General features: G+C 63.4%; 13 protein-coding genes. 11 read left to right on the forward strand and 2 right to left on the reverse strand.

Annotated features, from left to right (window positions below; genetic code table 11):
• The first annotated feature begins 39 nt into the window (after positions 1–39).
• Genes JQ600_RS07830 through JQ600_RS07840 form a run of 3 tightly spaced genes read left to right on the forward strand, consistent with a single transcriptional unit; the run spans position 40 to position 4,031 of the window.
• Entirely contained in the window at positions 40–708 is a 669-nt protein-coding gene (locus JQ600_RS07830) for a TetR/AcrR family transcriptional regulator (RefSeq protein WP_212390254.1), read from the forward strand.
• A 15-nt stretch (positions 709–723) separates the two neighbouring features.
• A complete protein-coding gene (locus JQ600_RS07835) occupies positions 724–2,598 on the forward strand; it encodes an adenine deaminase (protein ID WP_212467594.1) in 1,875 nt (624 codons plus the stop codon).
• A gap of 23 nt (positions 2,599–2,621) precedes the next feature.
• Positions 2,622–4,031, forward strand: a complete 1,410-nt coding sequence (locus tag JQ600_RS07840; protein ID WP_212267936.1) for an NCS2 family permease — start codon at positions 2,622–2,624, stop codon at positions 4,029–4,031.
• 39 nt (positions 4,032–4,070) lie between these two features.
• Here the strand turns inward: JQ600_RS07840 and JQ600_RS07845 are convergent, their stop codons facing one another.
• Positions 4,071–4,709 carry a GntR family transcriptional regulator gene (locus tag JQ600_RS07845; RefSeq protein ID WP_212390256.1) on the reverse strand — a complete coding sequence of 213 codons (639 nt, stop codon included), beginning with the start codon at positions 4,707–4,709 and terminating at the stop codon, positions 4,071–4,073.
• A 161-nt stretch (positions 4,710–4,870) separates the two neighbouring features.
• On the opposite strand from JQ600_RS07845, the gene JQ600_RS07850 reads away from it, so the two are divergent.
• From JQ600_RS07850 to JQ600_RS07875, 6 genes are all read left to right on the forward strand, one after another.
• On the forward strand, positions 4,871–5,662 hold the full coding sequence (locus tag JQ600_RS07850; RefSeq protein WP_212390257.1) for an enoyl-CoA hydratase/isomerase family protein: 792 nt from the start codon (positions 4,871–4,873) through the stop codon (positions 5,660–5,662).
• 32 nt (positions 5,663–5,694) lie between these two features.
• On the forward strand, positions 5,695–6,915 hold the full coding sequence (locus JQ600_RS07855) for a CaiB/BaiF CoA-transferase family protein (RefSeq protein ID WP_212390258.1): 1,221 nt from the start codon (positions 5,695–5,697) through the stop codon (positions 6,913–6,915).
• 64 nt (positions 6,916–6,979) lie between these two features.
• On the forward strand, positions 6,980–7,984 hold the full coding sequence (locus JQ600_RS07860; protein WP_212489767.1) for a tripartite tricarboxylate transporter substrate binding protein: 1,005 nt from the start codon (positions 6,980–6,982) through the stop codon (positions 7,982–7,984).
• Positions 7,985–7,994: 10 nt separating this feature from the next.
• Positions 7,995–8,462, forward strand: coding sequence for a tripartite tricarboxylate transporter TctB family protein (locus JQ600_RS07865; RefSeq protein ID WP_212390259.1), 468 nt, complete (start codon positions 7,995–7,997; stop codon positions 8,460–8,462).
• An 11-nt stretch (positions 8,463–8,473) separates the two neighbouring features.
• Positions 8,474–9,982 carry a tripartite tricarboxylate transporter permease gene (locus tag JQ600_RS07870; protein WP_192736990.1) on the forward strand — a complete coding sequence of 503 codons (1,509 nt, stop codon included), beginning with the start codon at positions 8,474–8,476 and terminating at the stop codon, positions 9,980–9,982.
• A gap of 47 nt (positions 9,983–10,029) precedes the next feature.
• Positions 10,030–11,031 carry a 4-hydroxythreonine-4-phosphate dehydrogenase PdxA gene (locus tag JQ600_RS07875; protein ID WP_249135734.1) on the forward strand — a complete coding sequence of 334 codons (1,002 nt, stop codon included), beginning with the start codon at positions 10,030–10,032 and terminating at the stop codon, positions 11,029–11,031.
• Positions 11,032–11,076: 45 nt separating this feature from the next.
• Here JQ600_RS07875 and JQ600_RS07880 read toward each other — a convergent pair whose 3' ends face one another.
• A complete protein-coding gene (locus tag JQ600_RS07880; RefSeq protein ID WP_249135760.1) occupies positions 11,077–11,781 on the reverse strand; it encodes a GntR family transcriptional regulator in 705 nt (234 codons plus the stop codon).
• A 236-nt stretch (positions 11,782–12,017) separates the two neighbouring features.
• Between JQ600_RS07880 and JQ600_RS07885 the strand changes: the two genes are divergently transcribed.
• On the forward strand, positions 12,018–12,914 hold the full coding sequence (locus JQ600_RS07885; protein ID WP_212390262.1) for a VOC family protein: 897 nt from the start codon (positions 12,018–12,020) through the stop codon (positions 12,912–12,914).
• A gap of 43 nt (positions 12,915–12,957) precedes the next feature.
• Positions 12,958–14,544 (forward strand): bifunctional 3-(3-hydroxy-phenyl)propionate/3-hydroxycinnamic acid hydroxylase, encoded by a 1,587-nt coding sequence (locus JQ600_RS07890; protein ID WP_212390263.1) that lies wholly within the window; start codon positions 12,958–12,960, stop codon positions 14,542–14,544.
• The last annotated feature ends 63 nt before the right edge of the window (positions 14,545–14,607 follow it).

Consider the following 14,607-nt stretch of genomic DNA (forward strand, 5'->3'; position numbering starts at 1 on the left):
ACCTTGCCGCGCCAAATCCGCTGATGTCATAGTTATGACATGAGTACAGTAAAGCGACAGAGCTCCGAATTGCGCGACGAATACGCCGCCCTGACGCGCGGGCGCATCGTTGCCGCCTTTGTCGAGTCCCTTGCGGACGGAGCCGGCGACGACGTTTCCATGGCTGATGTCGCCAAGCGCGCCAAGGTCGCCGAGCGCACCATCTACCGGCATTTCAAGACCCGCGCGGAGCTTCTCGCCGCCGCCGGCGAATGGATCGAGAACAATGTATTCGGCTACGTTCCCTTCACCTCGCCGGACGAACTGCCCGGCATCTTTCGCAAACTGTGTCGGAGTTTCGATCGGCATCCGCATCTGGCACGCGCCATCGCCCTGACCCGGGCCGGCCGCACCATGCGGGCCGACTTCCGACGCCGTCTGATCGAACATCACCGCAAGGCGATGGCGCCTTTGACGCGGCACCTGAAGCCGAAGGAGGCTCGTCAAGCCGAGGCGCTCGCGACCTATCTCAACAACGTGCTGGCGTGGAGCGCGCTGCGCGAGGACTTCGGCATGTCCAGCGCCGAGATCGCCGATGCGATCGAGTGGGCACTGACCACGCTGCTGAAGGACGTTCGCCGGCGGGACGCGGCCGCCGCACGACTGTCTTCCGACAAGGACAGTCAATCAAAGCGAAAACGGACGGCGGCCGCAAAACCACCGGCGTAGGAACAGGACAGAGCCATGGCACCCCTGAACGCGATCCCGGACGATCTGCTGATCAATGCAAGCGACGAGATTCGCATCCGTCAGGACCTGGTGCTGACGGCCCTCGGCCGCCGCCCGGCCGATCGTGCCTTGCGGGTCGGGCGCCTGCTCGACGTGCACAGCCGGAGCTGGAGCGAGGACCAGGAGATCGTCTTCAAGGGCCGCCGCATCGCCTGGGTCGGACCGGCGGGCAGCTATCCCGGTGAGGTCCGCGAACGTGTGCATCGGCCAAATCTGGCGGCCGTTCCGGGCTTCGGCGAGGTCCACAAGCACATCGAAAGCTCGCATCTGACGCCGGAATGGGAGGCAGCGCTGGTGCTGCCGCGCGGCAATACCTGGACCTGCGAAGCCAGCCACGAGTTTTCCAACGTCAACGGTGAGCGCAATCTCGAATTCTGGTTCGAGGCGCGCCGGCGCGGGTCGCCGCTGAAGATCTTTCCCCAGCCCGGATCGGCGGTGCCGCCCACCGCCTATGAGTGGGGCGGCGGCTGGTACGGCGGCAAGGAGCAGGCGCATTTCATGGGCCAGAGCCTGATGGTCACCGGGCTCGATGAAGTGATGGACTGGCCCGCGGTATGGAATCCGGACAATCCGTCCTACGCGCGGATCTGGGGCATGATCGAGGCGACCTTCGCGGCGCGCGGCGTCGTCGAAGGACATGCGGCAGGCTTGCGGGACCTACCGTCCATCAACGCCTTTGCCGCGGCCGGGCTCGCCTCCGACCATGAAGTGCAGACACCGGAGGAAACCTGGGACAAGCTGACGCGCGGCCTGTTCATCGAATTGCGCGTCTACGCGATGGCCGAGATCGTCGCGTGGCTGCTCGCGCGGGGCCTGCAGGATTGGTCGCAGATCGCGTTCACGACGGACGACCGCAGCGCCAGCCACACGCTCGAAACCGGCGCCAGCGATCACAATGCACGTCTCGCCATCGAGGCCGGCCTAGCGCCGGAAATTGCGATCCAATGCCTCACCATTAATCCGGCGCGCCACATGCGCCTCACCCCGTATGTCGGCAGCCTGTCGCCCGGCCGCTTCGGCGACGTCGTGCTGTTGTCGGATGTCGGCAAGCTCGATATCGCCGAAGTATGGGCCGACGGCGCCCAGGTGTCGGACGGCAAGCGTTACATCGGCCCGGTTCCGGAGATCAATTGGCCGGAATGGGCGACCAGGACGGTCAATATCAATCGCACGATCGAGCCGCAGGATTTCGCGCTCGCCGCCGAGCCCGGCCGCGCCACCATGAAGGCCGCCGTTATCCGGCCGTTCCACTGGCATCCTGATTTCTACACCCTCGAACTGCCGGTGCAGGGCGGCGCCGTACAGCGGGACGAGAGTCAGGCGATCACCAAATTCGCGATCGTCGACCGCTTTTCCGGCGATGGCCGCGTCTCAAAAATGTTCTGGCGCGGTTGCGGACCGCGCACGCCGGACACGGCGGTTGCCTGCTCGGTGGCGCACGACAAGCACAACATTTGGGTCGTGGGCTCCTCGGACGCCGCGATGGCCAAGGCGGTCAACGCGCTGGTCGAACTGCAGGGCGGCTGGGCTCTGGTGCGCGAGGGGGAACTCGCGGCCACCGTCCGGTTCGAGGTCGGCGGTTTGATGAGTTGCCGTCCCGCCGAAGCGCTCGATGCCGACATGCAGGCGCTCTACGCCGAGGGCCGCAAGGTGGACTGGATGTTCGAGCCGACCTACCGGCCGCGCTGGTATCCGGGATTTCCGGAGCGGCTGATGTTCGCGACCCTGACCTGCGCGCCGTGGAGTTGGGTGCTGGTCGCGCCATGCGAGCAGGCCCCGCTCGGTTTCATCAACGTGCAGACGGGCCAGCCGCATCCAGTGGTCTGGTGACGGCAACGATCGGAGGGGACACCATGAACGAGATGACACCGCCGCAACTGGCCTCCGGTCCGACCGCAGCAAATGCCGCCACTTCATCGGCTCCCGCTGCACGCTCGATCGACGGTTTCTTCCGCCTGACCGAACGCGGCACCAGCGTCGGGCGCGAGGTGATCGCCGGCGCGACCACCTTCGCGGCGATGGCCTATATCATCGCAGTGAACCCGGCTATCATGTCGGGCGCCGGAATGGACCGCGCCGATCTCGTCAGCGCCACAGCAATCGCGGCGATCTTCGGCTGCGTCATGATGGGGCTCACCGCCAATCTGCCGCTCGCGGTCGCGCCGGCGATGGGCTCGAACGTCATCTTTACCTATGTGATCGTGAAGCAGATGGGCATGCCCTGGCAGGGGGCGCTGGCCATGGTCGCGTTCACCGGCGTGCTGTTTCTGATCCTCAGCCTCTCCAAGCTTCGCGAGCGGGTCGCTAGGGACGTTCCTGAGGTGATGAAGATCGGCATCCAGGCCGCGGTCGGTACGCTGATCGTGTTCATTGCACTGCGTGGCGCCGGCTTCATCGTGCAAAATCCTTCGACCTTCATCGCCATGGGATCGTTGCGCAGCCCGGCGATGCTGCTGACGCTGGCCGGCCTGCTGTTGACCCCGGTTCTGGTGGCAAAGCGCGTTCCCGGCGCCCTCATCCTGTCGATCGCAGCCCTGACCTTGATCGGCCTTTTCGTTCCCGGCGCGAACGGCAAGATGGTGACTTCCGTGCCCTCGGCGATCCTGTCCTGGCCGCGCTGGCCGACCAGCACCTTCATGGCGCTCGATGTCGGCTATCTCTTCACCCATTTCCTGGTGGCCTTGCCGCTGCTGTTCTATTTCCTCTGCGCCGAATTCTTCTCGACGTTGGGCACATTGATCGGTGTGACGGGCGCCGCAAATCTGCGCCGGGCCGATGGGTCGATCCCCAATGCCACGGCCGCCTTCGCCACCGATGCGACGGCCACGATCGTGGGACCGCTGCTCGGCACCTCGGTGGTCACCGCCTACATCGAATCCATCACCGGCGTGCAGGCCGGCGGGCGCACCGGTCTGACATCGCTGACGGTCGCCGCTTTCTTCTGCCTCGCGCTGTTCTTCTGGCCGGTCTTCGTGATCATTCCGCCGCAGGCGACCGCGCCGGCGCTGGTGCTGGTCGGCATCCTGATGATGCAGGGTCTCGCGCGCATCGACATGATGGACCTCGGCAATGCGGCGCCGATCGTACTGACGCTGCTGGTGACGGTATTGACCAACAACCTCATCAACGGAATGGCGCTGGGAACGCTGAGCTATCTGGCGCTGGAAGTCACCATGGGCCGCAGGTTGCAGATTCCCGCGATGGTCTGGGGCCTCGGCGTGGTGTTCATTCTCTATGGGATCGTGACGGCGCAGATCATGTAAGAGAGCAGTGGTGCGGCTGCACCAGTTGGACGACAGCGATCATTCACCCTCGGCGAAGCCGGCCCGGACGACTTCCTCGCGCTTGCGCCGCAGATGGTTACGCAGAATATGGGCGAGCCCGCCGGCGTCGCGCCGCTGCAGCGCGTTCAGGATTCCTTCGTGCTCCTGGATGGCGAGCGCCCAATGCTCAGGGGACATCGGCGTGATGAACCGTGCCCGCCGTATCCTTGCGGCGATCGACTCGTAGAAGCCGGCAAGCACTGCGTTGTCGGCCGCGCGAACGATGGCCTCATGGATCAACCGGTTGCAGCGATAGTACGACAGCAGATCCTGCGCGCGATAATGCTCGACCATGTTGGCCTGCAGCTCGGCAATTTCGCGCAGTTGCGCATCGGAAATGCGCGGACATGCCAGCTCACCGGCCGCGGCCTCGAGCGCCTCGCAGACTTCAAACAGCTCCTTGACGTCCTTTCGGGTGAGCTTGGCGGCGCGAGAGCCGCGATTGGGCAGCAGCACGACAAGCCCTTCGGCCGCGAGCACCTTGAGCGCCTCGCGTAGCGGGGTCCGCGATATCGCGAACGACGCGCACAGCTCGCGCTCCGGAATGCGCGCACCCGGCGGGATTTCGCCCTCCGTCAAGACGTGCCTGAGGCGGGAAACCACCTCGTCATGCATCATATCGAGGTTCTCCTCGTCGACTCGATGGAACCATTTTGAATGCAAAAATGATCCGCACCAAGCAAATTCGACCAGAATCCTGTTGCATTTGATAGTTTTTGCATTCAAAAATGCCCTCTACAGCCAAACTGAGGTTCCATCCTGAGGGGTCTGTCAAGAATATGAATGAAAACGTCACCCCCGACACAGACCTGCTTTACGAGGTCCGCGACGGCATCGGCCGGATCATCTTCAACCGGCCGCAGGCGAGAAACTCGCTGACCTTCGGCATGTATGAGCGGCTGGCCGCGATCTGCGACGCCGCCGCCGGCGATCGCAGCCTCAAGGTGCTGATCCTGAGCGGCGCAGGCGACAAGGCTTTTGCGGCCGGCACCGACATCAACCAGTTTCGCGCGTTCAAGACTCCGCAAGACGCCATCGGCTACGAAGCCAGGATCGACCGCGTGCTGACCACGCTCGAACAATGCCGGGTGCCGACCATTGCGGCGATCAACGGCGCTTGCACCGGCGGCGGCGCCGCGATCGCCGCATGCTGCGATCTGCGCATCGGCACCAGGACCGCGAAATTCGGGTTTCCGATCGCGCGCACGCTCGGCAATTGCCTGTCGGCATCCAGTATCGGCCGGCTCTCGGGCCTGATCGGGGCAACGCGGCTCAAGGAGATCATTTTTACCGCGCGCCTGATCGAAGCCGAAGAGGCCGCCGGCATCGCCCTGCTGCATGAAGTCGTTGAGGATCTTTCCGCCCTCGAACGGCGGGCCGATGAACTGGCGCGGCTTGTCGCAGGTCACGCCCCGCTGACGCTGCGCGCAACCAAGCAGGCGCTGCTTCGCGCGCAGCCGAAGCCGGCCGAAGACGAGGACCTGATCCTGATGTGTTACCAAAGCCGGGATTTCCGCGAAGGCATGGATGCCTTCCTCAACAAGCGCCAGCCGCAATGGACTGGTGACTAAGCAACAAGAACAACAACATTGCGGGAGAAACCATGGGCCCCCTGAGTGGATTGAAGGTTGTCGATCTGACGCACGTCATGGCGGGCCCGACCTGCACGCTGATGCTCGCAGACATGGGCGCCGAGGTCATTAAAATCGAAAAGATTCCGGCCGGCGACGACACCCGCTACATGGTCCCTCCCAGGATCGGCGACGTGGCGGCCTCATTCCTTATGATGAACCGCAACAAGAAGGGCATTGCGCTCGATCTGAAGACACCGGGCGGCGCAAAGGTGCTGCGGCGCCTGATCGGATCGGCAGACGTGCTGGTTGAGAATTTCGGCCCCGGGGTGATGGATAAGCTCGGCTTCGGTTACGCCGATATCAAAAAGGCGCACCCTGCCCTGATCTACTGCTCGCTGTCCGGCTTTGGCCGCACCGGCCCGTACAAGCATCGCCGCGGCTTCGATCTGGTGGCGCAGGCGATGAGCGGCATCATGAGCTTCACCGGCGAGCGGCCCGACGGACCACCGGTCAAATGCGGCGCGCCGCTGTCCGACATCACGGCTGGAATTCTCGCGGCCATGGGCATCCTCGCCGCCTATGCCCACCGGCTCAAAACCGGCGAGGGGCAATGGGTCGAAACCTCCCTGTTCGAGGCCGCCCTCGTTCAGACCTACTGGCAGGCCGCCATCGCGATGGCCACCGGCGTGGCGCCGCAGGCGATGGGTTCGGCCCATCCGCTCAATGCGCCCTACCAGGCGTTCGAAACATCAGACAAATGGATCGTGGTCGGCGGCGCCAACCAGAAAAACTGGATGCGCACGCTCGAAGTGCTTGACGCGATCGAACTGGCGCGGGATCCGCGGTTTGCGACCGGCGCCGATCGAATGGGACATTTGAAGGAACTGGAAGCCGTGCTCACGGCGCGCTTCAAAACCAAATCCGCCGAGTATTGGCTGGCTGCGCTTGAGGAGGCCGGCGTCCCCTGCGGCCCCGTCAACGACATGCTGCAGGCCCTCGCCGACCCGCAGACGATCGCGCGCGAAATGGTGGTCGAGGTCGAGCACTCCACGCTCGGCAGCGTGAAGACGATTGGATTGCCGATCAAGTTCTCGCAGACGCCCGGCAAGGTGCGGTCGGGCGCGCCGCTCTACGGCGAGCATACCAATGCAGTCCTCGGCGCTTACGGCTTTGACGCCGACGAAATTGCAGCGCTTCACAAGGAAGGCGCGATTGCCGCGCCGGAGTTTGCAAGGGATGAAGCGGGCTGACGCAAAAGCCTGAGACGACACCAAGACCAAGAAAACAAAAATCAGAGATGCACGGGAGGACTAGATGTCTCAGAAGCCGACATTCGCTGCGATCGCCTTCGGTCTCGCCATTGGGCTCACGGGAGCGGCGAATGCCGCGTGGCAACCGGCCAAGCCGATCGAATTCATTGCAACGGCAGGTCCGGGCGGCGGCACGGACAATTTTGCGCGTGCGGTCCAGAACATCATCACCAAGTATAAGCTGGTCGAGCAGCCTATCGTCGTCGTCAACAAGGCCGGCGGCAGCGGCGCCGAGGGCTACACCTACACCAAGGCGATGGCGGGCGATCCCTACAAGGTCGTGTTCGGCACATCGAACGCGTGGAACCAGCCGATGGTCTCCAAGGTCGCCTATAACTACACCGACCTGACGCCGATTGCCGCGATGGTGCACGACGAATTCCTGCTCTGGGTGAAGCAGGACGCGCCCTACCAGAACGTGCAGGATTTCCTCAAAGCCGTTGCCGCGAAGCCGCCGGGCGATGTCAAGATGGGCGGCGCGCAATCAAAGGACACCGATGAAACCCTCACCCGCATGATCGACAAGGCGGCCAAGGTGAAATTCGTCTACATTCCCTTCAAGAGCGGCGCCGAAGCCGCGGTGCAACTGGCCGGCGGCCATATCGACGCCCACGTCAACAATCCCAGCGAAAGCATCGGACAGTGGAAGGGCAGCACGCAGCGTCCGCTGTGCGCCTTCAGCCCGCAGCGCCTGCCCGACGGACCCAAGGTCACGGCAACGCAGAACTGGCACGACATCCCGACCTGCGTTGAATCCGGCCTTGCCATTCCGCAATTCCAGCAACCGCGTACAGTCTGGCTGCCGGGAAAGGTGACCGCCGATCAGGCCGCCTTCTATGTCGATCTGATGAAGAAGGTGCAGGCCACGCCGGAATGGAAGGAATATATCGAGCGGACGTCGCAAACCGACACTTTCCTGACCGGAGATGCCTTCAACAAGTTCATCAAGGAAGACATCGAACGCACCCGCAAGGTTGCCGCCGATGAAGGCTGGCTGATCTCCAACTAGGGTTCGGACGATGGTCTCTGGACGCAGTCTGGAAGCGACGACGGCGCTCATCACCGGGGCGTTCGGCGCAGCCGTGATCGTCTCCAGCCTCGACAACGGCATCGGCTGGTCCGCCGCCGGTGTCGAGTCCGGCACCTTTCCATTGATCGTCGGCCTCGTCATCCTGGCCGGCAGTTTGTTCAATCTCGTGCAGGGGTGGTTGCACGCGCGGGCCGTTATTCTCGGGCCAAGCGAATTCAGGCGATTGGCAACATTGTTCGTCCCGGCCGCGGTCTTTGTCGGAGTCATTCCGCTGATCGGGATGTATCCGGCCGCCGCGCTCTATGTGTTCGGCGCGCTGGCCTGGCACAGGCGCGGCTCGCTGTTGCTCGCGGCCGTCGCCGCGATCGGGGCGGCGTTGGCGCTCTATCTGATGTTCGAGCTGACGTTCCATATCTCGATGCCGCGCGGCGCGCTCGGCACCTTCTTTGGCTTCTAGGAGGCGCTTCGTTGGAAAATCTCGAAGCCCTGATGCACGGCTTTGGCATCGCGCTGTCAGGCAATCATATTTTCCTGATGGTGATCGGCGTGCTGCTCGGCATTCTCGTTGGCGTGTTGCCCGGCCTCGGCGCGCCCAACGGCGTTTCGCTGCTGCTGCCCCTCACCTTCGGAATGCAGCCGGTATCGGCCATCATCCTGCTCTCGTCGATGTATTGGGGCGCCTTGTTCGGCGGCTCGGTCACGTCAATCCTGTTCAACATTCCCGGCGAGCCATCCTCGGTCGCGACCACGTTCGACGGCTATCCGATGGCGCGCGACGGCAGGCCGACCACGGCGCTGGCGACGGCGTTCGGCTCGGCTGCCTTTGGCGCGCTCGCCGGTGTCGTTCTGATTACGCTTGCGGCGTCATGGGTCGCGCAAGTGGCGCTGGCCTTCGGGCCGCCGGAATACTTCGCCGTCTATTTTCTCGCGTTTGCAAGCTTCATCGGGATGGGCGGCTCGCCGCCGATCAAGACGCTGGTGTCGCTCGCGATCGGCTTTGCGCTGGCGGCCGTCGGGATCGACACGGTCTCCGGCAGCGTGCGGCTCACCATGGGCATCGACGAGATGGTGAAGGGCGTCAGCTTCGTGGTCGCCGTCATGGGCCTGTTCGGGATCGGCGAGTTGATGATTGCCGTGGAAGAGGAATTTCACGTCAAGGCGATCTCCTCCAGGGTGGAGTGGCGCGAAGTCTTCCGTACGCTCGTGGGTCTTCCAAAACACGGCTGGGCGCTGCTGCGCAGCGCGGCGATCGGCTGCTGGATGGGTATCACGCCGGGAGGCCCGACCGCCGCATCGTTCATGAGCTACGGCATCGCCAAGCGTCTTTCGCCCCGGCGCGCGAATTTCGGCAAGGGCGAGCCGGAAGGCATCGTCGCTCCGGAAGCCGCGGATCATGCCGCCGGCACCAGCGCCCTGCTTCCGATGCTGTCGCTGGGCATCCCGGGATCGGCGACCGCGGCCGTCATGATGGGCGGCCTGATGATCTGGGGACTCAATCCCGGACCGATGCTGTTCGTCGAGCAGAAGGACTTCGTCTGGGGACTGATCGCCTCGATGTATCTCGGCAACGTCGTCGCCGTGGTGCTGGTGCTGCTGACGGTACCGATCTTCGCGGCGCTGATGCGCGTGCCGTTCTTCATCATTGCGCCTGTGATCGTCATCATCTGCACCGTCGGAGCCTATTCGGTTTCCAATTCCTATCTCGACGTCATGTTGATGATGGGATTCGGCGTGCTCGGATATCTGTTCAAGAAGCTTCATTATCCGCTGGCGCCGCTGGTGCTCGCGATCGTGATTGGCGACAAGGCGGAAGACGCGTTTCGCCAATCCATGCTGATGTCGAAAGGCTCGCTCGGAATATTTTTTGCCAAACCGCTGGTGACAACGCTGATCCTGCTTGGCGCGGCCCTGCTGCTGATGCCGACAATCTGGCGAACGATCGGCCGGATGATGCCGCGGTCGGAGGTAAAGCCATGATCGTCGCACAGAACAATTTGACCGCAGATAAGGCCCCGGAGATCCTGATGAGACCGATCATAGCGCTTGCGATGGGCGACCCCGCCGGCATCAGCCCGGAACTGACGGCCCGGCTCCTTGCTCTCGATGACGTCGTCGCCAAGGCCCGGATCGTCGTCATCGGTGACCGCCGCGTCCTCGATGATGGCGCGCGCGTTGCCGGCGTGAAGCTTGACCTGGTAACCGCATCTCCCGACGCCGATCTGTCGAAGGAAGAGCGGGCCCCGGTTTTCATCGATCTCGGCCATCTCGATCCGGCATCGGTCGCGCGAAGCACCGCGACAGCCGAAGGCGGCCGGTTTGCGCTGGCGAATTATCGTCAAGCGCTGACGATGGCACGTGACGGCCGGGCCGACGCCGTTTGCTTTACGCCCTTCAACAAGAATGCCATGCGGCTTGCACATCCCGTCTATGACGACGAGATCAGCTTTTCGGCCGACGTGGTCGGATTAGACGGCCCGGCAAGCGAATTCAACGTACTGGACGGGCTTTGGAATGCCCGCGTCACATCGCATATCCCGCTTGCGGAGGTCGCTTCGCACATCACCAGGGAACGCGTCCTGCGTGCGCTGCGGCTAACGGATGCCTCGATGCGAACCGCGGGATTCAAGCGTCCGCGCATTGCGGTCGCCGGTCTCAACCCCCATGCCGGCGATGGCGGGAATTTCGGGCGGGAAGAGATCGACGCGATCGGTCCCGCGGTAGAAGAGGCGCGCGCTGACGGGATCGCGACCGAAGGCCCGTTTCCCGCGGATACCGTGTTTCTCCGCGCCAAAGGCGGCGCATTCGATGCGGTGCTGACGATGTATCATGACCAGGGCCAGATCGCGATGAAGCTGATGGGCTTCGATCGTGGCGTGACGCTGCTGGGCGGCTTTCCGTTTCCGATCTGTACGCCGGCCCACGGAACGGCCTATGACATCGCCGGGAAGGGAATCGCGGGGATCGGCGCCGCACATGCTGCGATCCTGCTTGCGGCGGAAATGGCGCAGAGAAAGCTGCAGGCTTGAGCTTTCAAGCACGCCAGCGGCTGGCGTCTGATCACGACGCGCGGCCTATGCGAGTTCGCCGTCGTTCTGCAATTCCGGGAATATCTTCTGATCCCTCAGGATGACTTCGGCCGTTTGATTGTAATGCGCCGTAAGCAGGGCCACGGCATCGTCCGCCTGCTTGCTCAATACGGCCGCCATGATCGCCTGATGTTCGTCGCTCACGTGCCTCGATGGGAAGGCCCTTTGGATTGACAGGCGCCGATACCGGTACAGCTGGTCGGCAAGTTGTCCGCAAAACGCGATCAGTGACTGGGATCCACAATTTCCGATCAGGGTTCTGTGAAAGACGCGATGCAGTCTTTCCCACTCCGGATTGTCTTCGAAGCGTTCGGTGTTGAGCGAACGAGGCGTCCTGGCCAGACGATGCTCCGCGAGCAGCAGCAGCTCTTCCCATTGCGGCGTCGAGGCCGCCATGGATTCCCGCAGCGCAAGGCTTTCGACCCAGCACCGGGTCTTGGTCAGTTCAATCAATTCGTTCCGGCTGATGTCCGCGACGTAAAACCCGCGCTGTTCGCGGCATTCGACCAGGCCATCGGCGGTCAGGCGATTGAGCGCCTCGCGCAAAGGCGTCTGGCTGGTCTGATACGTCTCGGTCAGGAACCGCATCTGCAACTTCCGGCCTGGCTCAAGCCTCCCCGAAAGCAGGTCTTCCCTCAGCCGATCATAGACCGTGCTCGCTTGCGTGGAGGATGGCGTAACCGACGCCAAGCGAAGCGCTGATGTGGTGACCACGCCCAAACTCTCCTTTCGGTCCTCAACCCGGTGACCGATTCCCCTTATATACACTTTCTCGTATTCGTACGAAATATATAAATTAATGTTTGCTAAGCACATTTTATATAGGTTAGGAGTCTCCGAGAACCGAGGAAACGTCCAGCGGGACCGAAAGCCACGCTGCTTGCGACAACGCTCAACGTTTCCCGGATTTGGGAGCACGCTACGGAATGACCCATTTTCCCGTCACGGCATTGCGCAGCGTCGAGCTCGAAACGCCTGAGATCGGCCGGTCGGAGCATTTCTATACGTCCGTCTGGGGGCTTGATCTGGTGACGCGCCACGACGGCGTGACGTATCTGCGGGCCAGCGGTACCGATCATCATGTGGTCGCCTTGCGGCAGGGCGATCGCCCGGCGCTCCGGGCTGTCACCTTCCGACTGGATTCCGATGGGGAGTTCGACTCTATCGCTGCGGCATCACAGCAGCAGGGCGCGACGCTGCTCGATGGCCCTGTCCAAAATTCCGGTCCCGATGGCGGGACGGTCATGGCCATTCGGGCACCCGGCGGCGGCGTGCTGCGCTTTGTTTACGGGGACATGCGGCACGCCGCATCTCTTCCGTCCGAGAACCGGCCGACGAGACTGGCTCACGTCAACCTGAACGCTGGGGATGTCGACGGCTCGGCCGCGTTCTATCAGCGGGCGCTTGGCTTTCGCCTGACGGATCGCACCAAAGCCATGGCGTTCGTCCGCTGCAATGACGACCACCATGCGATCGTCATCGCCGATGCGCCGGTGAACGGGCTCAATCACGTCGCCTTCATGATGCCGGACCTGGAAGCGGTGATGCGGGGCTCGGGCCGCATGATCGACGCCGGATTTCCAATCGCCTGGGGCGTCGGCCGCCACGGCCCGGGCGACAACGTCTTCGCCTATTTCATCGATCCGGTCGGGATCGTCATCGAATACACCGCCGAAGTTCTGCAGGTCGACGACAATTATGTGGTGCGCGGGCCGTCGGAATGGGTCTGGCCGTCAGGCAGGACAGATCACTGGGGCATCGCCCCTCCCAAGGCCGATCACGTCAAGGCGGCCCAGACGGCCGTGCTCTACGCCGATGCTTAACCGCCCGATCCGCTTCGCTTTAGAATCTCGACTGGAGTCCTGAGTGACGCTTTCATCAGAGCAGCACCGGAGCGATTTCCAAGTGGTCGTGGTTGGTCACGGCCCGTCGGGCACCATCGCGGCCAGCCTGCTCGGAGACAGGAATATCCGTACCCTGGCGATCGACCGTCAGCGCGACGTCTACGACAAGCCGCGCGCGATTGCGATCGACCACGAAATCCTGCGCCTGCTCGATAATCTCGGCGCCGCAGAGCGCGTGCTGCCCTACATCGCACCGTTTCCTGCCTCGCAGCATTTCGGCGCCAAGGGCCAGCTGATACGCCGGATCGATATGGTTCCGGAACCCTATCCGCTTGGATACACCCCCAGCATGGTGTTCACGCAGCCGCCGGTCGAGGCGGCGCTGCGCGCGCACGCGGCGGCCTATGACAGCGTCGACGTCGAACTCGGAACTGAGCTCATCGGCTTCGACCAATCGCCGGAGCGCGTGTCGCTGCAACTGCGCGACGACAAGGGAGCGACGCGTTCGGTCACCGCCGACTATATGATCGCTTGCGACGGCGCCTCGAGCGGAACACGGCAAGCGCTTGGCATCACCTTCGAAGACCTCGTATTCGATGAGCCCTGGCTTGTCGTCGATCTCCGGGTCAACGATGCCGCACTCGGCAAGCTGCCGGAGACGGCGGCGCAATTCTGCGATCCGTCGCGCCCGACGTCGTTCATCGTCGGCCCCGGCAATCATCGCCGCTTCGAGATCATGCTCCTGCCGGGTGAAGATCCCCGTGAGATGGAAGCGCCTGATCAACTCTGGCGGTTGCTCAGCCGATGGATCAAGCCTGACGACGCCACGCTGTGGCGTGCGGCGAGCTACCGGTTTCATGCGCTCGTTGCGGAGGAGTGGCGGCGGGGCCGCATATTCCTCGCCGGCGATGCCGCGCATCAGCAACCGCCGTTTATCGGCCAGGGCATGTGCCAGGGCATTCGCGATGTCGGAAATCTCGTATGGAAGCTTGATCGGGTACTCAAAGGACAATCCGGCCCCACGCTCCTCGACACCTATGGCGAGGAGCGAAGCGAGCATGTTCGCCAACTCACCACCCGGATCAAGGCGATCGGGCACGTGATTTGCGAGCGCGATCCCGCCGCGGCCGAGGCGCGCGATATCAGCATCCTTGCCGAAGGCGGCGGACTTCCCCGCACCTTCACCCGCCAGGAGATTGTCCCCCCGCTTCAGAAAGGCCTGCTGGCGTTCCCGCTGCAGCCGGCGCACGGCACGCTGTTTCCGCAGCCCTGGATCAGAACGGCAGAAGGGCGGCGTCTGCTCGACATCACTGCGGGCGTTGGATGGCGGCTTGTGCTGGACCAGCGCAACGCGCCGGATCTGAGCGCTGATGTGCGGGCGCACCTGACCGGGCTTGGCATGCGACTGATCCGCGTCCGTCCTGCTGACGCGGCAGATCAGGCCGGGCACGACGCCGTCACTGAAGAAGATGGCGTTCTCGCAGCCTGGTTCGACCGCCATGGCTGCCGGGCCGCGATCATCCGGCCGGACCACTACGTCTTCGGCGTCGCCAACGACGAACGCGCACTCGGCAAGATGCTGTCAGAGCTTGCGGGACGGCTTCAATGATCCATCAGGGATTGCAGCTTGAAGGCACCAACACTCATCACCGTTACGCGGTTTCCAGAGCGA

It is taken from the genome of Bradyrhizobium sp. AUGA SZCCT0176 (assembly GCF_018130145.1).
Lineage (GTDB): Bacteria > Pseudomonadota > Alphaproteobacteria > Rhizobiales > Xanthobacteraceae > Bradyrhizobium.